The sequence below is a fragment of the Sphingomonas endophytica genome, assembly GCF_014199415.1.
Classification (GTDB): domain Bacteria; phylum Pseudomonadota; class Alphaproteobacteria; order Sphingomonadales; family Sphingomonadaceae; genus Sphingomonas; species Sphingomonas endophytica.
Map to the genome: position 1 here is coordinate 401,498 of NZ_JACIJN010000001.1, position 22,336 is coordinate 423,833.

At 67.8% G+C, this 22,336-nt stretch carries 25 protein-coding genes; 11 read left to right on the forward strand and 14 right to left on the reverse strand.

The features are described from left to right. The first annotated feature begins 30 nt into the window (after positions 1–30). Positions 31–2,940 carry an excinuclease ABC subunit UvrA gene (uvrA, locus tag FHS97_RS01845; RefSeq protein WP_184032734.1) on the forward strand — a complete coding sequence of 970 codons (2,910 nt, stop codon included), beginning with the start codon at positions 31–33 and terminating at the stop codon, positions 2,938–2,940. Between the two features lie 285 nt (positions 2,941–3,225). Further along, positions 3,226–3,804 (forward strand): hypothetical protein, encoded by a 579-nt coding sequence (locus FHS97_RS01850; RefSeq protein WP_184032735.1) that lies wholly within the window; start codon positions 3,226–3,228, stop codon positions 3,802–3,804. 513 nt (positions 3,805–4,317) lie between these two features. Here FHS97_RS01850 and FHS97_RS01855 read toward each other — a convergent pair. Then, positions 4,318–4,596 carry a BrnA antitoxin family protein gene (locus tag FHS97_RS01855; RefSeq protein WP_184032737.1) on the reverse strand — a complete coding sequence of 93 codons (279 nt, stop codon included), beginning with the start codon at positions 4,594–4,596 and terminating at the stop codon, positions 4,318–4,320. Next, complete coding sequence (locus FHS97_RS01860; protein WP_184032738.1) at positions 4,556–4,828, reverse strand: BrnT family toxin; 273 nt, start codon at positions 4,826–4,828, stop codon at positions 4,556–4,558. The genes FHS97_RS01855 and FHS97_RS01860 overlap by 41 nt, the downstream gene beginning before the upstream one ends. A 1,327-nt stretch (positions 4,829–6,155) precedes the next feature. Between FHS97_RS01860 and FHS97_RS01865 the strand changes: the two genes are divergently transcribed. After that, positions 6,156–6,599, forward strand: coding sequence for a DUF3597 domain-containing protein (locus tag FHS97_RS01865; protein ID WP_184033033.1), 444 nt, complete (start codon positions 6,156–6,158; stop codon positions 6,597–6,599). A 30-nt stretch (positions 6,600–6,629) separates the two neighbouring features. Here the strand turns inward: FHS97_RS01865 and FHS97_RS01870 are convergent, their stop codons facing one another. Next, positions 6,630–7,337: a glutathione S-transferase family protein gene (locus FHS97_RS01870; RefSeq protein WP_184032739.1), complete on the reverse strand. Its 708-nt coding sequence runs from the start codon at positions 7,335–7,337 to the stop codon at positions 6,630–6,632. Then, on the reverse strand, positions 7,334–7,618 hold the full coding sequence (locus FHS97_RS01875) for a BolA family protein (RefSeq protein WP_184032740.1): 285 nt from the start codon (positions 7,616–7,618) through the stop codon (positions 7,334–7,336). Before FHS97_RS01875 ends, FHS97_RS01870 begins: the two co-directional genes overlap by 4 nt. Before the next feature lie 45 nt (positions 7,619–7,663). On the opposite strand from FHS97_RS01875, the gene FHS97_RS01880 reads away from it, so the two are divergent. Continuing rightward, the gene (locus FHS97_RS01880) at positions 7,664–8,257 is read left to right on the forward strand and encodes a DnaJ domain-containing protein (RefSeq protein ID WP_184033034.1); all 594 of its coding nucleotides are present in this window, start codon (positions 7,664–7,666) and stop codon (positions 8,255–8,257) included. Between the two features lie 3 nt (positions 8,258–8,260). Here FHS97_RS01880 and FHS97_RS01885 read toward each other — a convergent pair whose 3' ends face one another. From FHS97_RS01885 to sdhC, 4 genes are all read right to left on the reverse strand, one after another. Next, positions 8,261–8,833: a ClpP family protease gene (locus tag FHS97_RS01885; protein ID WP_184032741.1), complete on the reverse strand. Its 573-nt coding sequence runs from the start codon at positions 8,831–8,833 to the stop codon at positions 8,261–8,263. A gap of 208 nt (positions 8,834–9,041) precedes the next feature. Continuing rightward, positions 9,042–10,847 carry a succinate dehydrogenase flavoprotein subunit gene (sdhA, locus tag FHS97_RS01890; protein WP_184032742.1) on the reverse strand — a complete coding sequence of 602 codons (1,806 nt, stop codon included), beginning with the start codon at positions 10,845–10,847 and terminating at the stop codon, positions 9,042–9,044. Then, positions 10,847–11,224, reverse strand: a complete 378-nt coding sequence (sdhD, locus tag FHS97_RS01895; RefSeq protein ID WP_184032743.1) for a succinate dehydrogenase, hydrophobic membrane anchor protein — start codon at positions 11,222–11,224, stop codon at positions 10,847–10,849. The genes sdhA and sdhD overlap by 1 nt, the downstream gene beginning before the upstream one ends. Then, a complete protein-coding gene (gene sdhC / locus FHS97_RS01900) occupies positions 11,224–11,649 on the reverse strand; it encodes a succinate dehydrogenase, cytochrome b556 subunit (protein WP_281391585.1) in 426 nt (141 codons plus the stop codon). The genes sdhD and sdhC overlap by 1 nt, the downstream gene beginning before the upstream one ends. 184 nt (positions 11,650–11,833) lie before the next feature. Here sdhC and FHS97_RS01905 point away from each other — a divergent pair, with 184 nt between their 5' ends. The 5 genes from FHS97_RS01905 to FHS97_RS01925 are packed head-to-tail and all read left to right on the forward strand — an operon-like array spanning position 11,834 to position 16,909. Next, positions 11,834–13,189 carry a methyl-accepting chemotaxis protein gene (locus tag FHS97_RS01905; protein WP_246346365.1) on the forward strand — a complete coding sequence of 452 codons (1,356 nt, stop codon included), beginning with the start codon at positions 11,834–11,836 and terminating at the stop codon, positions 13,187–13,189. A 21-nt stretch (positions 13,190–13,210) separates the two neighbouring features. Then, positions 13,211–14,560, forward strand: coding sequence for a methyl-accepting chemotaxis protein (locus FHS97_RS17595; protein ID WP_184032744.1), 1,350 nt, complete (start codon positions 13,211–13,213; stop codon positions 14,558–14,560). Positions 14,561–14,588: 28 nt separating this feature from the next. Beyond that, positions 14,589–15,287 (forward strand): SDR family NAD(P)-dependent oxidoreductase, encoded by a 699-nt coding sequence (locus tag FHS97_RS01915; RefSeq protein ID WP_184032746.1) that lies wholly within the window; start codon positions 14,589–14,591, stop codon positions 15,285–15,287. Next, the gene (locus tag FHS97_RS01920) at positions 15,277–16,221 is read left to right on the forward strand and encodes a 50S ribosomal protein L11 methyltransferase (RefSeq protein WP_184032747.1); all 945 of its coding nucleotides are present in this window, start codon (positions 15,277–15,279) and stop codon (positions 16,219–16,221) included. The genes FHS97_RS01915 and FHS97_RS01920 overlap by 11 nt, the downstream gene beginning before the upstream one ends. A 16-nt stretch (positions 16,222–16,237) precedes the next feature. Then, on the forward strand, positions 16,238–16,909 hold the full coding sequence (locus FHS97_RS01925; protein WP_246346366.1) for a TIGR02117 family protein: 672 nt from the start codon (positions 16,238–16,240) through the stop codon (positions 16,907–16,909). A 249-nt stretch (positions 16,910–17,158) separates the two neighbouring features. Here the strand turns inward: FHS97_RS01925 and FHS97_RS01930 are convergent, their stop codons facing one another. Continuing rightward, positions 17,159–17,515, reverse strand: coding sequence for a hypothetical protein (locus FHS97_RS01930; RefSeq protein ID WP_159760654.1), 357 nt, complete (start codon positions 17,513–17,515; stop codon positions 17,159–17,161). A gap of 37 nt (positions 17,516–17,552) precedes the next feature. Next, positions 17,553–17,942, reverse strand: a complete 390-nt coding sequence (locus tag FHS97_RS01935; RefSeq protein ID WP_184032748.1) for a hypothetical protein — start codon at positions 17,940–17,942, stop codon at positions 17,553–17,555. Positions 17,943–18,054: 112 nt separating this feature from the next. On the opposite strand from FHS97_RS01935, the gene FHS97_RS01940 reads away from it, so the two are divergent. Continuing rightward, entirely contained in the window at positions 18,055–18,957 is a 903-nt protein-coding gene (locus tag FHS97_RS01940; RefSeq protein ID WP_184032749.1) for a pirin family protein, read from the forward strand. On the opposite strand, the gene FHS97_RS01945 is transcribed toward FHS97_RS01940, so the two are convergent. Together FHS97_RS01945 and nusB are read right to left on the reverse strand one after the other, a co-directional pair. Next, a complete protein-coding gene (locus FHS97_RS01945) occupies positions 18,944–19,123 on the reverse strand; it encodes a DUF4169 family protein (protein WP_184032750.1) in 180 nt (59 codons plus the stop codon). The genes FHS97_RS01940 and FHS97_RS01945 overlap by 14 nt on opposite strands. 2 nt (positions 19,124–19,125) lie before the next feature. Then, the gene (nusB, locus tag FHS97_RS01950; RefSeq protein WP_184032751.1) at positions 19,126–19,581 is read right to left on the reverse strand and encodes a transcription antitermination factor NusB; all 456 of its coding nucleotides are present in this window, start codon (positions 19,579–19,581) and stop codon (positions 19,126–19,128) included. A gap of 134 nt (positions 19,582–19,715) precedes the next feature. Here nusB and FHS97_RS01955 point away from each other — a divergent pair, with 134 nt between their 5' ends. Continuing rightward, on the forward strand, positions 19,716–20,231 hold the full coding sequence (locus FHS97_RS01955) for a YciE/YciF ferroxidase family protein (protein ID WP_184032752.1): 516 nt from the start codon (positions 19,716–19,718) through the stop codon (positions 20,229–20,231). 145 nt (positions 20,232–20,376) lie between these two features. Here FHS97_RS01955 and hisD read toward each other — a convergent pair whose 3' ends face one another. After that, positions 20,377–21,672: a histidinol dehydrogenase gene (gene hisD, locus FHS97_RS01960; protein ID WP_184032753.1), complete on the reverse strand. Its 1,296-nt coding sequence runs from the start codon at positions 21,670–21,672 to the stop codon at positions 20,377–20,379. After that, positions 21,669–22,334 carry an ATP phosphoribosyltransferase gene (hisG, locus tag FHS97_RS01965; RefSeq protein ID WP_221233064.1) on the reverse strand — a complete coding sequence of 222 codons (666 nt, stop codon included), beginning with the start codon at positions 22,332–22,334 and terminating at the stop codon, positions 21,669–21,671. Before hisG ends, hisD begins: the two co-directional genes overlap by 4 nt. Positions 22,335–22,336: the final 2 nt, after the last annotated feature.

The window sequence follows — 22,336 nt, forward strand, 5'->3', positions numbered from 1 at the left end:
CGGCCGAACAGATATGGAACAAACTCCCTTATGGCATTGACGACGATCTCCGTCCGCGGCGCGCGCGAGCACAACCTCAAGGACGTGAGCGTCGATATTCCGCGCGATACGCTGACGGTGATCACCGGGCTGTCGGGGTCGGGCAAGTCGAGCCTCGCCTTCGACACCATCTATGCCGAGGGGCAGCGCCGCTACGTCGAATCGCTGTCGGCCTATGCGCGGCAGTTCCTCGAGCTGATGCAAAAGCCCGACGTCGACCATATCGAGGGCCTGTCCCCCGCGATCTCGATCGAGCAGAAGACCACCAGCCGCAACCCGCGCTCGACGGTCGCGACGGTCACCGAGATCTACGATTACATGCGGCTGCTGTGGGCGCGCGTCGGCGTGCCCTATTCGCCGGTCACTGGGCTGCCGATCGCCGCGCAGACCGTCAGCCAGATGGTCGACCGCGTCATGGCGCTTCCTGAGGGCACGCGGCTCTACCTGCTCGCGCCGGTCGTGCGCGGGCGCAAGGGTGAGTATCGCAAGGAGCTGGCCGAGTGGCAGAAGGCGGGCTTCACCCGCGTCCGCATCGACGGCACGATCCACGAGATCGACGAGGCCCCCGCGCTCGACAAGAAGTACAAGCACGATATCGAGGTGGTCGTCGATCGCCTCGCGGTGAACGAGAACGCCGCCACCCGCCTCGCCGACAGTTTCGAGACCGCGCTCAAGCTCGCCGACGGCCTCGCCTATATCGATCCCGCGGACCCGGTCGAGCCGCGCACCCCCGAAAGCGTCGTGCTCGGCGACCACGCCCCGCCCGGCCGCATCGTTTTCTCAGAAAAGTTCGCCTGCCCGGTCAGCGGCTTCACCATCGCCGAGATCGAGCCGCGGCTCTTCTCGTTCAACGCGCCGCAGGGCGCCTGCCCGGCGTGCGACGGGCTCGGCGAGAAGCTGGTGTTCGACGAGGACCTCGTCGTGCCCAACCATGAACTCTCGATCAAGAAGGGCGCGGTCGTCCCCTGGGCCAAGTCCAACCCGCCCTCGCCTTATTACATGCAGGTGATGGCCAGCCTCGCGCGGGAGTTCGGCTTCTCGCTCGACACCGCCTGGGGCGAGCTGCACCCCGAGATCGCCGACAAGATCCTCTACGGCACCGAGGGCAAGGCGGTGACGCTGACCTTTATCGACGGCAAGAAGAGCTACGACGTCAAGAAGCCGTTCGAGGGCGTGATCGGCAACCTCAACCGCCGCCTGCTCCAGACCGAGAGCGCGTGGATGAAGGAGGAGCTGTCCAAATACCAGTCGAGCCAGCCGTGCGAGGTCTGCAAGGGCGCGCGGCTCAAGCCCGAGGCGCTGGCGGTCAAGATCGCCGGCGAAGACATCAGCCACGCCACCAGGATGAGCGTCGTCGACGCGCTCGCCTTCTTCACCGACCTCCCCAACCACCTCGGCGACCAGCAGCGCGCGATCGCCGAGCGGATCCTGAAGGAGATCATCGAGCGGCTTGGCTTCCTCAACAACGTCGGGCTCGACTATCTCAACCTCGACCGCACCAGCGGCACGCTGTCGGGCGGCGAGAGTCAGCGCATCCGCCTCGCCAGCCAGATCGGCAGCGGGCTGTCGGGCGTGCTCTACGTCCTCGACGAGCCGTCGATCGGCCTCCACCAGCGCGACAACGACATGCTGCTCGCCACGCTGCGGCGGCTGCGCGACCTCGGCAACACCGTGATCGTCGTCGAGCATGACGAGGATGCGATCCGCATGGCCGATTACGTGATCGACATGGGGCCGGGCGCGGGCGTCCACGGCGGGCAGATCGTGGCGCAGGGCACCGTCAAGCAATTGCTGAAGAGCAAGACCTCAATCACCGCCGATTACCTCAACGGCACCCGCGAAGTCGCGGTCCCGGCGAAGCGCCGCAAGGGCTCGGGCAAGAAGCTCACCGTCCACAACGCCACCGCCAACAACCTGACCGGCGTCACCGCGTCGATCCCGCTCGGCACCTTCACCTGCATCACCGGCGTGTCGGGGTCGGGCAAGTCGAGCTTCACGATCGACACGCTCTATGCCGCCGCGGCGCGCACGCTCAACGGCGCCCGCATCCTCGCGGGCAAGCACGACAAGATCACCGGGCTCCAGCATCTCGACAAGGTCATCGACATCGACCAGTCGCCGATCGGCCGCACCCCGCGCTCCAACCCCGCCACCTACACCGGCGCGTTCACGCAGATCCGCGACTGGTTCGCGGGGCTGCCCGAGTCACAGGCGCGCGGCTACAAGCCCGGGCGTTTCTCGTTCAACGTCAAGGGCGGGCGCTGCGAGGCGTGCCAGGGTGACGGCGTGCTCAAGATCGAGATGCACTTCCTCCCCGACGTCTATGTCACCTGCGACGTCTGCCACGGCGCGCGCTACAATCGCGAGACGTTGGAGGTGAAGCACAAGGGGCACAGCATCGCCGACGTGCTCGACATGACCGTCGAGGACGCCGCGAGCTTCTTCGCCGCCGTCCCGCCGATCCGCGACAAGATGGCGATGCTGGTCGAGGTCGGGCTCGGCTACGTCAAGGTCGGGCAACAGGCGACGACGCTGTCGGGCGGCGAGGCGCAGCGCGTCAAGCTCGCCAAGGAACTCAGCCGCCGCGCCACCGGCAACACGCTGTATATTCTCGACGAACCGACCACCGGCCTGCATTTCGAGGACGTTCGCAAGCTGCTGGAGGTGCTCCATGCCTTGGTCGAGCAGGGCAACACCGTGGTGGTGATCGAGCACAACCTCGACGTCATCAAGACCGCCGACTGGATCGTCGATCTGGGGCCTGAAGGCGGCGTGAAGGGCGGCGAGATCGTCGCCGCCGGCACGCCCGAGGAGGTGGTGAAGGAGCCGCGGAGCTTTACGGGGCGGTATCTGGCGCCGTTGCTTTCGAGGAATGATGACAGGCAACATGCAGCCGGGTAATTTGGCCCTGGGAGGGGCCGATGTTCTATATCCAGATACTTCGTGTGAAATGCGAGGGCATGCCGCAAGGCGATTTTCTTCGTGAGGCAAGCGACCCTGTGTCTGTCATTGTACGATCGTTAGAGTCGAAACCGACTGCGGATGGTTGGGAGAGGATCAGAGTGGCACATCGGGAACGTAGAAAGAATTGACGAAAGCGGCGTCGGGTTTGCCATGGGTCGAACGCAAGCTGTCACTACACCACAATTTGATCTGAGCACGCACAACTTCGTTGAAGAGGAGGCAATGCGAGCTCCGTTCACGCTCGGCGTGTTTGATAAAGAAACTCAGTCCTGTGGTATAATTCGCAAGGGTGGCGTTTCACAAAGCTCGAGTGAAATCGCCGGAAAATTGGCCAAGCTACTGAACTCTGCGCCGTATGCCAGAGAGTCAAACTACGAGATTGTAGTCGAACCAATTCCGGATCCTATCGACTTCATCTCTTCGATCCGGGAAGCAGAAGCGGTCATTCGTTTCAGTTTTACAGTCACTTGGCCGAATCCACATGATGTTGACAGATTGATCCAGGGACCTGCGAAGGAGTTTACCAAAGAGGCTGGCGGCGAAAGAACACGCGTTGAAGTTGAAGGCGAAAGTCTCGATAAGGGCTTGATTGAGGACGTGGCCAAAGCTGTCGCAGCGGACGGGGAGCAGGCGTCCGCCAGCGTACGGACGGGAGAGGGTGGCCCGCCCAAGCGCGTACATCTGTCAGGAAATCCGGTGGTAGAGCGCGTTGAACCGTCACCTCGCGAGTCGGTATTTTCGTCAATACTCGATGCCACGAAGCGAGCTTACCATAGGGTTCGAGGCCCAGTGGATTTGTAAAGCAAACATTCTGGAAATGGTTGCTACATCGCCAGCCCGGATCGCCCCGAGGAATAGGCAATATTGCGAATAGTTTTCTTCTGGTTCATGTCGCCATTGCCACGGTCGCTACGCTTCTTATCAAGTCCGACCCATTTACCTTTGCAGCGAAGGCGCTTTTCCCAGCATCCTCTATTTTGATCGGCATGTCGCTGGCATGGACTACACGCGCATCGACGCTTCTCCAATCTGCCGACCTAAGAGATGCCCTTTTCAGAAACGATCGGCGCGCCGAAGACTACGTATACGGCTTTCAGCTAGCCATACTCGTCATCATGCTAATGGTAACTTATGTGGCGATAATGGCGGGTGGGGGCTTGTCAATAATTGTTTTCGGGCAGGAGACCGACTCGCTATTATCGGGATTTTGGCTTTATCTCCTTCTCAGCCTCGCCATGAGGGAGTGCTGGGGTGTGGTGAATTTCACTAATCTGCTGAGCCTTCTAGATTACAGGCGAGGCGAAAAACGCTAAGTCACAAACCCGCCGCCTTCCGTAGCGCTTCGTTCATCCGCCCCTGCCACCCCGGCCCGCCCTCGCGAAACTTCTCGATCACCTCTGGATCGAGCCGCAACGTTACCTGCCGCTTCGCCGCCAGCCCAAGTGGCGGGCGGCCGGCGTTCCGCCACTTGCCTGCTCGAACGACCTTGCCCCCGACCGCGATCTCCGCCTCGGCAAACATCTCTTCCGTCCACTCCGGTGCGTCGTCGGGGTCAACCCAGCTGCCGGGCAAACCAATGCTGCTCTCGCTCATTGCACTTCCTCATCGAGATGATGCGACGATGTCCGTCCACCTCCGCCCACACCACAACCACCAGCCGTTCGTTCAACAAACCAAACGTCTGGAAGCGCGGCTCGGGATAGTCGAAGCGATCATCGGGCCGTGTCATCGTCAAACCGGCGAACATCTGCCCGGCATCGGCGAAGTCCAGCCCTCGCTCGGCCAATGTCTTCGCACGCTTGGCAGGGTCGAAGCTGATCTCCACGCCGCAATTATGTAGCTACATAAGTGGCGCAGTCAACAACCCGCCGCGGCAAAGCCGCGTCGTCGGACGGCGCTTTCCGCGCCGCCGGCCGAGGCCGCCGCGGTTCGCCGCGCCGGTAGCTGCGCTGCCACCTCGGCGCGGCGGCCTGTCCTACACCCTCCAACATAAGCCACCCTCCCGCACCCTTTCCGCAGGAGGCGCACCCAAAATGACCGTCATGACCCCGATGGAAGGCATCACCGCCCCCGCCCGCCGGGCCACGACGCCGCCGCCCGCCATCACCCTCCTCACCGAAACCACCCAATCCCGCCGCCACGACGGCTGGTCCGCCACCAACCAGCGCGCCTTCCTCGAAGCGATCGCCGAGGGCCACGGCGTCGACGCCGCCTGCGCGCGCGTCGGGCTGTCCGCCACCTCCGCCTATGCCTTCCGCCGCACCGCCAAGGGCGCGGCGTTCGCGCTCGGCTGGCGCGCCGCGTCGCTGGTCGCGCGGGAGGTCGTCGCCGAGACGCTGATGGTCCGCGCGCTCGACGGCCAGACCGACACCTACACCCGTGCCGACGGCTCGGTCGTCACCCGCCACCGCCACGACAACCGCCTCGCGATGAGCCTGCTCGCGCGGCTCGACCGGCAGGTCGAGGCCGCCCCCGACACCGACGTCAAGGCCGCGCGGCTCGTCGCGCAGGAGTTCGACGCCTATCTCGATCTCGTCGCGGGAGGCGGCGGTGCCGCGCGCGCCGGGCTGTTCCTCGCGCAGCGCAGCGGCATGCTCGACGCCGATGCCGAAACCGCCGTCGATCTCGCCCCGCTCTACGGGCTCGCCGCCGCGGACCGCTTCGCGCGCACCGGCCACGCCAGTGCCGCCGACGTGCCGGTCGCCGATCTCGACCCCGCGCAGCGCCAGCATTGGTCCGCCGAGCAATGGACGCGCGCCGAGGCCGCCGGGCTGATCGCCTTCGCCGCCCCGCCCGCCGCGGAAACAACCCCGCCGGCGTCTCAACGTTCGCAACATTCGGCCGCACCCGCCGAGCCGGTATGGTGGGACGATCAGGCAGAGGATTGGCGCACCTACTTCCCGCCGCCCGCGGACTTCCTCGGCATCGAAAACGGCGATCCCGCCGATGCCGATTACGAACGCTCGCTGACCGATGCCGAGGAAGCGCTAATGGGCGATCCGCCCGAAGACAGCGACCGCGGGCTGGTCCTGCACCTCACCCGCGAGCGCGACGCGTGGTTCCTCGCCCGTGCCGTCTCCCCCGATCCACCTGAACCTTCCTCGTCCGGCGACGTTGCCCCCGCAGCATTCACCACACAGGAGCCATCCGACATGAGCATCTTCGGCGCGATCAAGAAGGCGATCTTTGGCGACCACGGCCCGCTGGGCGGACAGTTCGGCGGCAAGAAGGACGCGCCGGCCGCGGCGCCGACGCCCGCCCCGACGGCGCCGAGCGCGCCGGGCGCGACCGCGGCGCCCGCCGCCCCCAGCCCCGCGCCGGCCGCGCCGCAGCAGCCGGTCGACGTCGAGGCGGTGCTGACCGGGATCGCGCAGCAGAAGGGCAATCCCGATCTCAACTGGCGGACGTCGATCGTCGATCTGATGAAGCTGCTCGATCTCGATTCCAGCCTCGCCAACCGCAAGGAACTGGCCACCGAGCTCGGCTATAGCGGCGCGAAGGACGGATCGGCCGAAATGAACATCTGGCTCCACAAGGCGGTGATGCGCGAGCTGGAGAAGAGCGGCGGCACCGTTCCCGCCAGCCTCAAGGACTGACGGGCGCATCGCCGGGCGGGCGGCGGCGGGTCAGTCGCCGTCCAGCTCGGGATAGTGGCGGAAGATGCCGTCGGTGTTGAACGCCACGCGCCGGTCGCTCGCCAGATAGGCCGCCACGGCGGGCAGCGCCGCCACTCCGTCATGCAGCGCCGCCAGCCGGGGATAGTCCCCGGCAAGCGCCGCCATCCGGCGCGGAAACATGTAGCGGAGCCCGGCCACGATCTGGAACAGGGCCATGTCGATCCCGCTCCACTTCTCCCCGGCCACGAACGCACCATCCGCCGCGCCGAGCGCCGCCTCGAAATGGCCGAGGAATTTGGGAAGCCGCGCGGCGCGGAATTGCGCGGCGGCGCGCATCGCCTCGGCACGTTGCTCGTCGTAATAAGCCATCGGATCGACCGGGTGATGCACCGCATGCACTTCCGCAACCAGATCGGCCACCGTCAGCTGCAGCTGGTGGAGCCAGTAGCGTGCTGCTTCGTCACGCGGCTCGATGCCGTGCCGGTCCTGCAGGAACAGCACGATATCCGCCACCTGTGCGACGGTCGTGTCGCCCGCGACCAAATAGGGCGGCGCGAACGGCGCGCGCGGACCGCGCGCCGCCATATCGTGCATCATCGCCTCGACGCCGTCCGTCCGCGCCCGGTCGCGATAGGCGATCCCGCCCGCCTCGAGCACCAGCCGCACGAACTCGCCGCGCCCTTGGATCGTCGGCCAGTACCACAGGTCGTACGTCACTCGCCGGGCGCCTTCGCCTGGATCGCCAGCGCATGGATCCGTGCGGCGAGCAGATCGGCGAGCGCGCGGTTGACCAGCCGTTGCCGCGCGACCCGCGACTGGCCGGCGAATGCCGCGCTCTCGACGATGACGCGGAAGTGGCTCTCACCGGTGCCGTCATCGCCGAGATGCCCGCGATGCTGCGCGCTTTCGTTGATGACCTCGAGCCGGGTCGGAGACAGCGCGGCGGTCAGCCGCTCGGTGATGTCGGCCGCGATCGTGCCGGTGGCGGTGTCAGTCATGCGACCCCATATAGTGCGCTTTGTGCGTCAAGCGACGGGTGAGTGGTGAAGCCCCAGAACGATCGACCTCATACGCGTTTCCACGGCCGGGTAGCGGATTCCGACCGCCCGTGCGCGCATCCCGGCTGCGCCGAACCCGGCGAGTTCCGTGCGCCGCCTCTGGAGGGTGCCTGCGCGCACGACGGCCCGCCACGCTTCCGCTGGTTCTGCCTCGACCATGTCCGTGCGTTCAACGCCGGCTATAATTACTTCGACGGCATGAGCGCCGACGAGATCCACCAGGCGCAGCGGCCGCTGGCGGGCTGGGAGCGCGAAACCCGCGCCTTCTCGCGGACGCGGATGGGCGATCAGGGACCGCGCTGGGCCGATTTCAGCGACCCGCTCGATGCGATCGGCGCGAAATATGCGCGCACCGCGCCGCGTGCCGAAGGACGCGCGCTGTCGGGCGAGGACCGCCGCAGCCTCGAAACGCTCGGGCTGCCGCTCGACGCCGACCGCAATGCGCTGCGCAAACGCTATTCGGAGCTGGTCCGGCGCTACCACCCTGATCGCAATGGCGGTGACCGCACGCACGAGGCGGCGCTCCGCAAGGTCATTACCGCCTATCAGCACCTCCGCCGCGCGCCGGCCTTTGCGTGAGCGTCAGATGATGTCGAGCACCAGCCCCAGCTCGCGCGCCTCGGCCGCCTCGATGTACCAATTGTTGGGCGCGCGCTGCTTGAGCTCGTCGAGCGACACCTTGCTGCCGCGCACCAGGTCGGCGAACCCTTCTTCCTGGATGCGGATCGAATCCTCGATTTCGTTGAGCTTGGCCTTGAGCACCGGCGCGAGCGTGTTGAGCGGACCCGAAAGCTGGATGGTCGAGTTCATCAGCCGCTCGTGGATCATGATCCGTGAGTTGCGGGTCAGGAACCTTTTGTCGACCGGGAAGGCGGACATGAACGTCGCCCCCGCCGAATAGACCGCGACCTTGCCGAGGAACAGCGCCTCACGCCCGGTATAATCGCGCAGCAGCCGGATCGAGTCACCCATGGCGCGCGCCATCTCCGGGTCGCCGCCGAGCGTGGTGATCGACACCACGATCGGCCCGTCGCCCGGCGCGGCGGCGAGCTGGTCCTTGAAGTTTGCGTACATCATCTCGTCCACGGTGCCGTGGAGCTGGATGTGCGGAACCGCGAGCAGCGGATAAGCGGCGGCGTTGTGGGTCTCGGTCATGCCGCGCTCAAGCCGCGAGCGCGGCGCGAGTTCCGCCGCTGTCCTACATCGCCGCAATGCGCTATCCGGAGCGTGCCACTCGGCACACGCTCTTTCTCAACGTTTCTAGGTCGCGAACCGCCGCCCGGCGCTCGATCAGGAGCGCCGCTTCGTCCGGCACGCGGAAGCAAGCGTAGCCCCGGCGCACGGCCGGGGCACGCGGATGGGCTCAGTAAACGCGCTTCTTCGGCTTGATATACTCGATGTCGTCGGTGAGCGTGTAATCATGCACCGGGCGATAATCGATGTGCGTCGCGCCGCCCTTGCCGCCCCAGCCGTCGAAGGTGGTGATCGTGTGCTTCATCCAGTTCGCGTCGTCCCGCTCGGGGAAGTCCTCGTGCATATGCGCACCGCGGCTTTCCTTGCGATTGTCGGCGCTCTTCATCGTCACGACCGCCTGGCCGATCAGATTGTCGAGTTCCATCGTCTCGACCAGATCGGTGTTCCAGATCAGCGAGCGATCCGCGACGCTGACGTCGTTCATCCCCTGGTAGATCGTCTCGATCCTGGCGACGCCCTCGCTGAGCAGCTCGCTGTCGCGGAACACCGCGCAATGCCGCTGCATCGTGCGCTGCATCTCGGCGCGCAGCTTGGCGGTCGGCGTGCCGCCCCTGGCATGGCGGAAATGGTCGAGCCGTCCGAGCGCCATCTCTTCCGAGCCCTTGGGCAGCGGATTGTGCGGCGTGTTCGGCTTGAGCGTGTCCTTGAGCCGCAGCCCGGTCGCGCGCCCGAAGACGACCAGATCGATCAGCGAGTTCGAGCCGAGCCGGTTCGCGCCGTGCACCGAGACGCACGCCGCTTCCCCGACCGCGAACAGCCCGGGTACCACCGAGTCCGGATCGCCGTCCTTCAGCCGCACGACCTCGCCGTGGTAGTTACACGGAATGCCGCCCATGTTGTAATGGACCGTCGGGGTCACCGGCAGCGGCTGGCGCGTCAGGTCGACGCCCGCGAAAATCTTCCCCGTCTCGGTGATCCCCGGCAACCGCTCATGCAGCACCTTGGGGTCGATATGGTCGAGGTGGAGGTAGATGTGGTCCTTGTCCTTGCCGACACCGCGGCCCTCGCGCATCTCCATCGCCATCGAGCGCGCGACCACGTCACGGCTCGCCAGATCCTTGGCGGACGGCGCATAGCGCTCCATGAAGCGCTCGCCCTCGGAGTTGGTGAGATACCCGCCCTCGCCGCGCGCGCCCTCGGTGATGAGCACGCCCGCGCCATAGATGCCGGTCGGGTGGAACTGCACGAACTCCATGTCCTGCAACGCGAGCCCGGCGCGCAGCGCCATGCCGTTGCCGTCACCGGTGCAGGTGTGCGCCGAGGTCGCCGACTGGTAGACGCGCCCGCCGCCGCCGGTCGCCAGCACCACCGAATGCGCGCGGAAGCGGTGGATCGAGCCGTCTTCCATGCACAAGGCGATCACGCCGCGGCACGCGCCGTTCTCCATGATGAGGTCGAGCGCGAAATATTCGACGTAGAAGTCGGCGTCATACTTCAGGCTCTGCTGGTAGAGCGCGTGGAGCATGGCGTGGCCGGTCCGGTCGGCGGCCGCACAGGTGCGCTGCACCGGCGGGCCTTCGCCCATGTTCTGCATGTGCCCGCCGAACGGCCGCTGGTAGATCGTGCCATTGTCGTTGCGGCTGAACGGCACACCGGCGTGCTCCAGCTCGTAGACGGCGGCGGGCGCCTCGCGGACCATGTACTCGATCGCGTCTTGGTCGCCGAGCCAGTCGGAGCCCTTGACGGTGTCGAACATGTGCCACGACCAATGGTCCGGCGTGTTGTTGCCCAGCGAGGCCGCGATCCCGCCCTGCGCTGCCACGGTGTGCGACCGGGTCGGAAACACCTTGGTAATGCACGCGGTCTTCAGCCCGCTTTCGGCGATGCCCATCGTGGCGCGCAGCCCCGAGCCGCCCGCACCGACGACGACCGCGTCATAGGTGTGGTCGATGATCTTGTAAGCGTCGGCAGACATCAGGCGGTGGCTCCGAAAGCGACCTTGAGGATCGAGAAGATGGCGGTGCCGGCGGTCGCCAGCGTGAAGACGTTGACAAGGACGGTCAGCACGAAGCGGCTTTCCTTGTGCGAATAATCTTCGATGACGACCTGCAGGCCGAGCCGGAAATGGTAGAAGACCGAGGCGATCAGCAATGCCATCGGGATCGCCGCCCACGCCGAATGCAGCCACAGCCGCACGGTGCCATGATCATAGGACGGCAAGGTCGCGATCGACGCGAGCAGCCAGACGATCAGCAGGAAATTGGTGCCCGCGGTCAGCTTCTGGTGCCACCAATGCTGCGCGCCATGCCCGGCGCTGCCGAGCCCGCGAACGCGACCGATCTCGGTGCCCATCACTTGTTCCCCAGAAAGAGCCAAAAGGCGATCGTCAGCAACGTCGAGGCGACGAAGGTCAGCAGCGCCAGCCGCTGGTTCACCTTCAGCTCGAACGCCGCGCCGGTGTCCATGACCAGATGGCGGATGCCGCTCATCATATGCTGGAACACCGACCAGGTCAGCCCGACCCCGACGATCCAGCCGAGCAGGTTCAGCGACCCGGTCGAGGTGGTGAACACGTCGAGGAACACGCCATAGGCCGCTGGCCCCGCCGCGATCGCCGCCAGCCACCAGACCAGCAGCAGCGTGCCGATCGTCGCCATGCCGTCGCCGGTCGCGCGATGCACGATCGACGCGGTCATCGCGGGGCTCCAGCGATAGTGCAACTGCATGGGCCCGCTGAACAGATGCGGGCTGCGCGGGCGGGCGGGTTTCGAGGCCAAGCGCGAAATTCCTTGAATATGGGCCGGTGCTGGCGAGTTTGCGGCGGTCTATGCGTCCGTGGCGCGCGCGATGCAAGCGCAGCGGACCGTCCGGCACCGCCAAAGTCGGTGACGGTCCCTAACCCGCTGTTAACGGATCATCGCTAGTCCGGTGCCGGTTCTTCCCTACTGCACGGAGCAGGTGTTGCCCAACGATTTGCCGCCGATCGGATCCGTCGCCGCCGCGCTGGACCTCAATGCACGTTTCGACGTGTTCGATCTGGGCGGCGAGCTGACGCGCGCCGCGCGCGACGCATGGGAGACGCTGCGCCCGCACGCCCGCACGATCGCCGACGCTTACTGGTCGCACTGGCGGCGCTGCTTCGGCACGACCGCCAGTCACGCTGCGCATGAAGACGAGCGAATGATCGACATCGGCGTCGCCTTTCTCGAAAACCGCTTCCTGCGCACGCGCGAGCGCGCCTGGGTCGAGTCGATCGAGCGGTCGGTGGCCTCGGCCTATGGCGCCAAGGTCTCGCCGATGGCGCTGCTGGCGATGATCAGCGCCAGCGACCGCGCCGCGCTCGGCGTGTTGATGGCCAACGTCCCGCGCGAGGATCCGCGGCTGCCGCAGCTCATCGACACGCTGATGCGGCTCTCGGCGCTGGAAGGCGAGATCACCGTCGCCATCTATTCGGTCTACAACGCCCACAATGCGCAGGGCGCGCGCGACAAGCTGGCCGCCGATTTCCGGAATGAAATCGCGGCGACGGTCGAGGCCACCACGCATGAGGGGCACAGCCTGCGCTCGCAGGCGTCGGTCGCGTCGTCGTCGGCGCGTGGGATGCTGGGGAAGACCAGCGAGGTCGCCGCCGCTGCCGAGCAATCCGCGGTCGCGATGCGTGACGCCGCTTCCACCGCCGCCGGGTTGATCCGCGCGATCGAGGACGCCCGCGCCGAGGTCGAGGTCGCTGCCGACATCGCCACCCGCGCCGCCTCGCAGGCCGGCGACGCGGTGACCGTGTCGGGCGCGCTCAGCGACCATGCCAAGTCGATCGAGTCGATCCTCGGGCTGATCCGCGACATCGCCGGCCAGACCAACCTGCTCGCGCTCAACGCCACGATCGAAGCCGCCCGCGCCGGTGACGCCGGCCGCGGCTTCGCGGTCGTGGCGCAGGAAGTGAAGAGCCTCGCCAACCAGACCGCGCGCGCCACCGACGACATCGCCGCCAAGATCGCCGCGATCCAGGCCGCGACCCGCGTCACCGTCGACACCTCGGCCTCGATCCGCAACACGGTGGCGGAGGTGCAGGATTCCGCGACCCGCATCCGCCACGCGATGGAATCGCAGGCGCAGACCGTCACCGCGATCACCGCGGCGGTCGACGAGACCGCGCTCGCCGCCGACTCGATGTCGCACACCATCGCGACGATCCGCACCGATACCGAAGCGGTCGCCAGCGAGATCGACCAGCTCGGCGCCGGCTTCGAGTCGCTTGCCAGCCGTCTCGGCGATCTCGACACGCGCGCCGGCAATTTCGCCACCCGCGTCGCCGCCTGACGTTCTGGGGGGACCGTCACGATGATCACGCTCGTCCACCACGATCTGCGTCCGCTCGCCGAGCGCGCACGCGACTTCGATCCCGACGGGCGCGTGCTGGCCGACTGTGCCGAGATCGCCGCGATCCTCGACGCCGGCGACGCCTGGGCGGAGATCGCGCTGACCTTCTGGACGCATCTCGCCTCGCGCAACAACGTCCCTGCGGCCGTCCGCGAGCTGTCGCCGCCAGATCGCGAACGGCGGGTGCAGGTCGCGATGAACTACACCCGGCTGCGCTACCGCGCGCCGCTCAGCGTCGCGTGGCAGGAGATGGTCGTCACGCAGGTCGACGACTCGCAGGCGGCGGGCATCCCGCTCACTGCCCTGCTCTCCGGGCTGTCGGCGGCGCATTGCCGCGTCACCGAGCTGGTCGCCGCCGCGGTCGGCGACGACACGCCGCGGCTGCTGCGGCTCGGCAACGCCTTGCTGCGGATGGCGATGCTCGAATCGGATCTGCTCACGACCCAGCTCGGGGCGATCGGGGTGGCGCGGGCCCGCGCATTGCGCGCCGAGCACGCCGCCGCGTTCCGCACCCGCATCGGCAACGGTATCGATGCGATCGCCGCCCGCGGCCGGGTGGTGCGCGACCGCGCGCGCTCGACCGCCGGTGCCGCCAGCGGGATGATCGAGAAGACCAGCGAGGTCTCGGTCGCCGCCGAGCAATCCGCGCTGGCGATGCGCGACGCCGCCTCGACCGCCGCCGGGCTCATCAACGCGATCGGCAGCGTCCAGCGCGACATGCAGGTCGCGACCCGGACGCTCACCGCCGCGACCGATCAGGCGGACGGCGCCGTCGCCGCCTCGGCCGCGCTCGACGAGCACGCCAAATCGATCGAGTCGATCCTCGGGCTGATCCGCGACATCGCCGGCCAGACCAACCTGCTCGCGCTGAACGCGACGATCGAGGCCGCGCGCGCCGGGGATGCCGGCCGCGGGTTCGCGGTGGTCGCGCAAGAGGTGAAGAGCCTCGCCAACCAGACCGCGCGCGCAACCGACGACATCGCCGCCAAGATCGCCGCGATCCAGGCCGCGACCCGCGTCACCGTCGAAAAATCCGCCTCGATCCAAACCAGCATCGAGCAGCTGCGCGGCGCCGCGGGGCATATCAACGACTCGATGTTCGAACAGGCGCGCACCGTCACTGCGATCACCGCCGCCGTCGACGAGACCGCGCTCACCGCCGACTCGATGTCGCATACGATCGCGGCGATCCGCGAAGGAACGCAGACCGTCGCCGGCGAGGTCGAGTCGCTCGGCCAGTCGTTCGAGATGATCGCGCAGCGCTTCGAGACGCTGCGTGCGGAAGCGGACGGCTTCGCCAACGTAGCCTGATCCGCGCGGCGTCGTTACAGACGGCGCCATGACCAACATCCTCATCACCGGCGCCAGCCGTGGCATCGGTGCCGCGATCGCCGAAACGCTGGCGACGATCCCCGACGTGGTGGTCGCCGGACAGGGCACCAGCAGCGGAATCGCCGCCGACTTCGCCGACCCCGCCGCCCCCGACGCGCTCTGGGCCGAGGCGCTCGAACGGCTCGATGGCCGCATCGACGTGCTCATCAACAACGCCGGAGTGTTCGAGGCCAATCCGCTCGACGGTGACGATGCCGACTGGCTGGCCGGCTGGGAGCGGACGCAGCGCATCAATCTCACCGCCGCCGCGCAGCTCTCGCGCCACGCCGTCCGCCACTGGCAGGGCAATGGCGGCGGGCGGCTGGTCAACGTCGCGAGCCGCGCCGCCTGGCGCGGCGACTCGCCCGCGCACTGGCATTATGCCGCCGCGAAGGCCGGGCTGGTCGCGATGACCAAGACGATCGCGCGCGGCTATGCCCGCGACAACATCCTCGCCTTCGCGATCTGTCCGGGCTTCACGATGACCGGCATGGCCGACGACTATCTCGCCAGCCGCGGCGGCGAGAAACTGCTCGCCGACATCCCGCTCGGCCGTGTGGCGCAGCCGGCGGAGGTCGCGACGCTCGCGCGCTTCTGCGCGATCGACGCCCCGCCCTCGATGACCGGCGCAATCCTCGACATCAACGGAGCGAGCTATGTCCGCTGACATCGACAGCTGGCGCGTCACCTTGCCCTGCACCCGCGCCGAGGCCGAGGCGATCGACGCCGCCGACGACCTGACGATCGACGCGGTGCTGATGACCACCGAAGAGGTCGAGGACGATCGCGAGCATTGGCGGCTCGACGCCTATTGCGAGCATGAGCCCGACGCCGCGATGCTTGCCGCGCTCACCGCGCTGGTGCCGAGTGCCGCCGGCACCGCGCCGACCGTCACGCCGCTGACCGCGCAGGACTGGGTGACGATGAGTCAGGCCGGGCTGGAGCCGATCCGCGAGGGCCGCTTTGTCGTCCACACCAGCGCGCATCCTGTCGACGCGCCCGAAGGTGGCCGCGCGTTCCTGATCGACGCGGGTCAGGCGTTCGGCACCGGGCACCACGCCACCACCTCGGGCTGCCTTGCGATGCTCGACGGGCTTGCCGCACACCCCGTCACCAACGCGATCGATCTCGGCACCGGCACCGGGCTGCTCGCCTTCGCCGCCGCACATCTCTGGCCAACCGCATCGGTCACCGCGACGGACATCGACCCCGCCGCGATCGACGTCACGCGCGAGAACATGGCGGCCAACCACGTCGACGGCATCGAGCTGATCGTCGCCGACGGCGCGCTGTCGGAGGCGATCGCCGCGCGCGCGCCCTATGATTTGCTGATCGCCAACATCCTCGCCGGCCCGCTTATCTCGATGGCCCCGGAGGTCGCCGCGATCGCCGCACCGCACGCCGCGATCGTGCTCGCCGGCCTGCTGGAGACGCAGCGCGCCGAGGTCGAGCGCGCCTTTACCGCCTGCGGCTGCACCGTCGAGGCAGTCGATCGCCGCGGCGACTGGTCGATCCTGCGGCTCAGCGCCGGTGCCGAGCGCCACGTTCCGACCCGCCCGATCGACCCCAAGGGCCGCGACGGCTGGGCGCTCGATCTGTGACGCGGTGCCGCGCGCGTTGAGGCGGATCGCTACGATCGCCGCGCGCACGCTCGGCGGGCTCGCGGTCGTCGCCTTCGTCTATCTGCTCGCCGGCACCGCGCTCTCGACGATCCCGCGCAACCGCGACTGGCAGCCCCCGATGACCGGCGGCGTGACGATCTGGATCGAGGACAATGGCGTCCACACCGGCATCGTGATGCCCAAGGTCGCCGCCGGCATCGACTGGCGCGGCGACTTCCCCGCCGCGGATCTCCCTGACCCGCGCTTTGCCGCGAACGATCATGTCGCGGTCGGCTGGGGCGAGCGCAACTTCTTTCTCGGCACCCCGACCTGGGCCGACGTGCGTCCCGCCACCGTGCTGCACGCGGCCGTCGGCAGCGACGAAACGCTGCTCCATGTCGAGCACATCCCCCGCCCGCATGCGACGAAGGACGTGCGTACGGTCCTGCTCCGCCCCTCCGAATACCGACGCCTCGCCGCCGCGATCCGCGTCAGTCGCGCGGGCGGTAAAGCGATCCGCGGCTACGCCGGCTATGATATTTTCTACCCGGCGTCGGGCCGCTACGACGCGATCAGGACCTGCAACGCATGGACGGGGGACCGCCTCGCAAATGCCGGGGTGAAGATCGGCTGGTGGACGCCCTTCTCGGCATCGGTGATGCAGTGGTTCGAGCCCGCAACAAGCTAGGCTTGATGAAAATACGCGGTGCTCCTGCGAACGCAGGAGCCGAGAGGATCGAGCGTTGTCCTGTGCGGCTCTGGGTTCCTGTGTTCGCAGGAACACGAAACGGCCGTGAACCACCCCGCAGGCAGACGACTAATCCGTCATTGCGAGCGTAGCCGAGCAATCCAGGGCGTCCTGACCCGGCCCTGGATTGCTTCGCCTCGCTCGCAATGACGTAAGGAGCCGGCATGACAGCCAGCCCCAAAGCACACCTCACCCGTTCGACGATCCGGTCTGGTTGGCCATCTCGCCCCGCGTCGCCGCCAGCGTCGGCGCCGGCCCGGTCGCCGGCCGCAGCCCTTCGCGTTCCGACGCCGGCACCGGCGCGGTCGGATCGGGACGGAACGCCTCGGGTGCGCGCGTCGAGCCGGGCGTCGGCGCGTCGGCGGCGAGATCCGGGGCGTCATGCTCGGCATTGCCGGTCGGCAGGAAGCGGTCGAGCCACCCCATCCCGAACGCCGCCCCCACGCCCGCGATCACCGCGCCGACCGCACTCGCCGCGACGATCGCCCGCGTCCGCCGGGCCTCCTGCGCCTTCACGGCGCGCGATTGCTGTTTCTTCTTGGTCATGGCCGCTTCAACCCTCACCCGTGCATCCGCGTTCCCGTCACGCCAGCGCCGGCGCACGCAACGGCGACAGCTTGCCCGTCTCTTCGTCCAGCCCGCGCGCGGTCAGCACGTCCAGCGCGGTGGTCGCCGCGACGAACGCGATCGTGCCCCAGATCGCGCGATTGCGCGGCGAGCGGCGCGCAGCGAGCGCCAGCGCGCCCATGTCCATCGCATCGCCCGCGACGCGGTTCCACACCGTCGCCGACGCCGCCGGGCTCGCGAGGATGCTGAGGCCCGACACGACCTCGCGCACCCCGAAGCCGCGCACCACGCCGCGATGATCCTCGGCATCCAGCCGCCGCGCGATCCGGCGCGGCGCGAACAGTTCCGCCGCGCCCAGCGCCAGCGAGAACAGGCCGAGCCCGACACTCAAACCTTTGTAATTCATATCAATTCTCCGGTTTTACGCCGTCCGCCCGCCTCAACGGGCCCACGTTCCGGCCGGTTCCGCCCGCGTGACTTCGCTGCTAAGCGGCGGGAAACGCTGACGGAGGAAGCGCATGTCGACCCGCGACGATCTGGTGCTGCAGACGCTGGAGCCCGCCACCCACGACCTTGGCGGCTTCAAGGTCTATCGCACCTTGCCGCATCGCGAACGGACGATGGTCGGCCCGTTCCTGTTCTTCGACCAGATGGGGCCGGCGCATCTGCCGCCCGGCAACGGCGTCGACGTGCGCCCGCACCCGCATATCGGCCTGTCGACCGTCACCTATCTGTTCGAGGGCGCGTTCCAGCATCGCGACTCGCTCGGCAGCGACATCCGCATCACGCCCGGCGCGGTGAACCTGATGACCGCCGGCGCCGGGATCGTTCATTCGGAGCGCTCGCCCGACGACGTGCGCATCGACGGTCCGCGGCTCGACGGCATCCAGACGTGGCTTGCGCTCCCCGACGGGCAGGAGGATCGCGCCCCCGCCTTCGAGCATGTTGCCGCGGACAAGATGCCGGTCGTCGAGGCGCATGGCGCGACCGCGCGCGTCATCATGGGTTCGCTGTGGGGCGCGACCTCGCCGGTGACCGCCTATGCCGAGACGATCTACGCCGACATCGTGCTGGCGCCCGGCGCGGCGGTGCCGATCGACGATAGCACCGACGAGCGCGCGATCTATCTGGCCAGCGGCGAGGCGACGCTCGACGGCCTCGCGCTCGAACCGCAGCGACTTTACGTTCTACGCCCCGGCGTCGCCGCGACGCTCCACTCACAGGCGGGCGGCCGCGCGATGCTGGCGGGCGGCGCGGCATTCGCGACCCCGCGGCATGTGTGGTGGAACTTCGTCCATTCCTCGCGCGACGCGATCCGCGAGGCCAAGCGCGCATGGAAGGCCGGCGAGTTCGCCAGCGTTCCCAACGATAGCGAGTGGATCCCGCTGCCCGAGGTACCGAAAACCGTCAGCTATCCGTGAGCTTCGCGCCGTCGAGCAGCGCGTCCTTGCGCGCCCGCTCTGCGGCGTCGGCAGCCTTCTCCGCCTTGGTCCGCCCGAATGCGGCACGATTGGCGGCGGCCTGCGTCTCCTTCGCGGCGCGTGCTTTGGCCTTGCGCGCGTGTTTGAAGGAGACGATCTCACCCATCGTCAGGCGCGGACCTGCTTGCCGATCGCATCGAGCAGGCCGTTGACGAACCCCGCCTCACGCTTCTGATAGAAAGCGTGCGCGACATCGACATAGGAGCTGATCGCCGCCCCCACCGGCACGTCGGCGCGCGCCAGCAGTTCGTAGGTGCCCGCGCGCAGGATCGCCTTCATCGGCTTGTCTAGCCGCTCCAGCGTCCACCCGGCGCTCAGCTTGGCCTCCACCAGCGTGTCGATCTCGCCGGACCGCGCGGTGACGCCCTTCACCAGATCGTCGAAGAAGGTGACGTCAGCCTCGGCATATTCGACGTCCTCGATCGTCGCGCCCAGCCGATGCTGGTGGAATTCGTGGAGCAGCACGGGGATGGCGGTGCCCTCCATCTCATGCTGATAGAGCGCCTGGACGGCGGCGAGGCGCGCGGCGGCGCGGGCCTTGGTACGAGCAGCGGTGCGGGACATAGGCCGCGCGCCATAGTCGCTTGGCGCGCGTTCGTCACCCCCCACCGCGCTTTGACCTCGATCAGCAAGTTTGTTCGCAACGCTCCGCCGGGCGCCTCGTTCGTCGCGGGTAACTTCACCCGAGGAGATGGCACATGGGCCTGTTCACCAAGGATATCGCGACGCTCGAGGACCTGTTCCTCCACCAGTTGCAGGATGTTTATTACGCCGAGCACCAGATCACCAAGGCGCTGCCCAAGATGATCGACAAGGCCACCGCGCCCGAGCTGAAGAAGGGTTTCGAGACGCACCTGCGCGAGACCGAGGGTCAGATCGCGCGGCTGGAGCAGGTGTTCGAGGCACTCGACCAGAAGGCGAAGGCGGTCACCTGCCCGGCGATCGACGGCATCATCAAGGAGGCCAACGAGGTCGCGGGCGAGATCGCCGACAAGGCGGTGCTCGACGCCGCGCTGATCGCCTCGGCGCAGGCAGTCGAGCATTATGAGATCACCCGCTACGGCACGTTGATCGCCTGGGCGACGCAGCTCGGCCACGACAATGTCGTGTCGTTGCTGCAAGCGACGCTCGACGAGGAAAAGGCCACCGACGACAAGCTGACGACGCTGGCCGAGAAGAAGGTCAACAGGAAAGCCGAACTCGCCAGCGCATAAACAACCTCCGTCGCCCCTGCGCAGGCAGGGGCCCATGTCTGTGAAGTCGGCCAGTCGGCCTGACACAAAGCGCGAAGCTGCTGTGTCAGCCCCATGATCAGGACGAAACAGTCATAGGCCCCTGCCTCCGCAGGGGCGACGCGCGTTACCGGTTCGTCCGAATCCGCAACGCCACCGATTGCGCATGCGCCGGCAACCCCTCAGCGCGCGCCAGCGCGATCGTCGCCGGCCCCAACTCATTGAGCGCCGTTTCATCGAGCTGCAAAAAGCTGGTCCGCTTCATGAAATCGCTCACCCCCAGCCCACTCGCGAACCGCGCCCGCCGCCCGGTCGGCAGCACATGGTTCGGCCCCGCGACATAATCGCCGATCGCCTCCGGCGTATGCCGCCCGAGGAACGCCGACCCCGCGTGCCGCAACAGATCGAACAACGCCTGCGGATCGTCGCATGCCAGCTCGACATGCTCGGGCGCGAGCCGGTCGACCAGCGGCATCGCCGCCTCCAGCGACGGCACGATCACGATCGCGCCATTGTCCTCCCACGCCACCCGCGCCACCGCCTGCGTCGGCAACGCCTGCAACTGCCGCTCGACCGCCTCGGCGACCCGATCGGCAAAGGCCGCATCGTCGGCGAACAGGATCGACTGCGTGGTCGTGTCATGCTCGGCCTGACTCAGCAGGTCGGCGGCGATCCATTCGGGATCGTTCGCGCCATCGGCGACGACGACGATCTCGCTCGGCCCCGCGACCATGTCGATCCCGACCACCCCGTAGACCTGCCTTTTGGCCTCGGCGACCCATGCATTGCCCGGCCCGGTCACGACATCGACCCGCGCGATCCGCTCGGTCCCATAGGCCAGTGCCGCGACGGCCTGCGCGCCGCCGACCCGCCACACCTCGTCCGCCCCGACCAGATGCGCCGCGGCGAGCACCAGCGGATTCACCTCGCCATCCGGCGTCGGCGTCACCACCACCAGCCGCTCGACCCCCGCGACCCGCGCCGGGATCGCGTTCATCAGCAAGGTCGAGGGATAGGCCGCACGCCCGCCCGGCACGTAGATGCCCGCCGCATCGACCGCGCGCCACCGCGCGCCGAGCCGCACGCCCGCCGCATCGGTATAGCTCACATCCTCGGGCCGCTGCTTTTCGTGATAGGCGCGGATGCGGGTCGCGGCGAGTTCCAGCGCCGCGCGCAACTCCGGCTCAAGCCCATCGAACGCCGCCGCGCACGCCGCCGCATCGACGCGCCACCCGGTCTCGTTCAGGTCGTGCCGGTCGAGCTTCTGCGTGAACGCGTGCAGCGCCGCATCGCCCTCGTCGCGCACCGCGCGCACGATCGTCGCCACGTCGCGCGCGACATCGCTCGCCGCCTCGCGCCGCGCATCGACCAATGTGTCGAAGCGCGTCGCGAAATCGCCGTCCTGCGTGTCGAGCCGGATCATGCCGCCACCGCCGCGCGGAACGCCTCGACCAGCGGAAAGACATGCGCGCGCGTCTTCATCGCCGCGCGGTTGACGATCAGCCGCGCCGACACCTCCATGATCCGCTCCACCTCGACCAGTCCGTTTTCCTTGAGCGTCTTGCCCGACGATACCAGATCGACGATCCGGCTGGCGAGCCCCAAAGTCGGCGCCAGTTCCATCGCGCCGTTCAGCTTGATGCACTCGGCCTGCACCCCGGCGCGCGCGAAATGCTGCGCGGTAACATGCGGATATTTGGTCGCGACCCGCACATGGCTCCACCCGCGCGGATCGTCATTCGCGGCCATGTCGGCGGGCTCGGCGATCGACAGCCGGCAATGGCCGATGTTCAGATCGACCGGTGCATACAGCTCGGCATAATCGAACTCGGCGAGCACGTCGGAGCCGACGATCCCCAGCTGCGCCGCGCCATGCGCGACGAAGGTCGCGACGTCGAACGCGCGCACGCGGATCAGCTCGATCCCGTCGCGATCGGTGCGGAAGCGCAGCGCGCGGCTTTTCTCGTCGCCGAACGCCGGCTCGGGGACGATCCCGGCGCGCGCAAGCAGCGGCAGGGCTTCTTCGAGGATACGCCCCTTGGGAACGGCGATAACGATCGGGTCGGGAATGGGCGGCTCGGACATGC

Bases quoted from the DNA above. Each gene is read 5' to 3' on its own strand.
- uvrA (WP_184032734.1), top strand. From the start codon at position 31: ATGGCATTGACGACGATCTCCGTCCGCGGCGCGCGCGAGCACAACCTC.
- FHS97_RS01850 (WP_184032735.1), top strand. From the start codon at position 3,226: ATGCGAGCTCCGTTCACGCTCGGCGTGTTTGATAAAGAAACTCAGTCC.
- FHS97_RS01855 (WP_184032737.1), bottom strand. From the start codon at position 4,596: ATGAGCGAGAGCAGCATTGGTTTGCCCGGCAGCTGGGTTGACCCCGAC.
- FHS97_RS01865 (WP_184033033.1), top strand. From the start codon at position 6,156: ATGAGCATCTTCGGCGCGATCAAGAAGGCGATCTTTGGCGACCACGGC.
- FHS97_RS01875 (WP_184032740.1), bottom strand. From the start codon at position 7,618: ATGACTGACACCGCCACCGGCACGATCGCGGCCGACATCACCGAGCGG.
- FHS97_RS01885 (WP_184032741.1), bottom strand. From the start codon at position 8,833: ATGACCGAGACCCACAACGCCGCCGCTTATCCGCTGCTCGCGGTTCCG.
- sdhA (WP_184032742.1), bottom strand. From the start codon at position 10,847: ATGTCTGCCGACGCTTACAAGATCATCGACCACACCTATGACGCGGTC.
- sdhD (WP_184032743.1), bottom strand. From the start codon at position 11,224: ATGGGCACCGAGATCGGTCGCGTTCGCGGGCTCGGCAGCGCCGGGCAT.
- FHS97_RS17595 (WP_184032744.1), top strand. From the start codon at position 13,211: ATGATCACGCTCGTCCACCACGATCTGCGTCCGCTCGCCGAGCGCGCA.
- FHS97_RS01915 (WP_184032746.1), top strand. From the start codon at position 14,589: ATGACCAACATCCTCATCACCGGCGCCAGCCGTGGCATCGGTGCCGCG.
- FHS97_RS01920 (WP_184032747.1), top strand. From the start codon at position 15,277: ATGTCCGCTGACATCGACAGCTGGCGCGTCACCTTGCCCTGCACCCGC.
- FHS97_RS01930 (WP_159760654.1), bottom strand. From the start codon at position 17,515: ATGACCAAGAAGAAACAGCAATCGCGCGCCGTGAAGGCGCAGGAGGCC.
- FHS97_RS01935 (WP_184032748.1), bottom strand. From the start codon at position 17,942: ATGAATTACAAAGGTTTGAGTGTCGGGCTCGGCCTGTTCTCGCTGGCG.
- FHS97_RS01940 (WP_184032749.1), top strand. From the start codon at position 18,055: ATGTCGACCCGCGACGATCTGGTGCTGCAGACGCTGGAGCCCGCCACC.
- FHS97_RS01945 (WP_184032750.1), bottom strand. From the start codon at position 19,123: ATGGGTGAGATCGTCTCCTTCAAACACGCGCGCAAGGCCAAAGCACGC.
- nusB (WP_184032751.1), bottom strand. From the start codon at position 19,581: ATGTCCCGCACCGCTGCTCGTACCAAGGCCCGCGCCGCCGCGCGCCTC.
- FHS97_RS01955 (WP_184032752.1), top strand. From the start codon at position 19,716: ATGGGCCTGTTCACCAAGGATATCGCGACGCTCGAGGACCTGTTCCTC.
- hisD (WP_184032753.1), bottom strand. From the start codon at position 21,672: ATGATCCGGCTCGACACGCAGGACGGCGATTTCGCGACGCGCTTCGAC.
- hisG (WP_221233064.1), bottom strand. From the start codon at position 22,334: ATGTCCGAGCCGCCCATTCCCGACCCGATCGTTATCGCCGTTCCCAAG.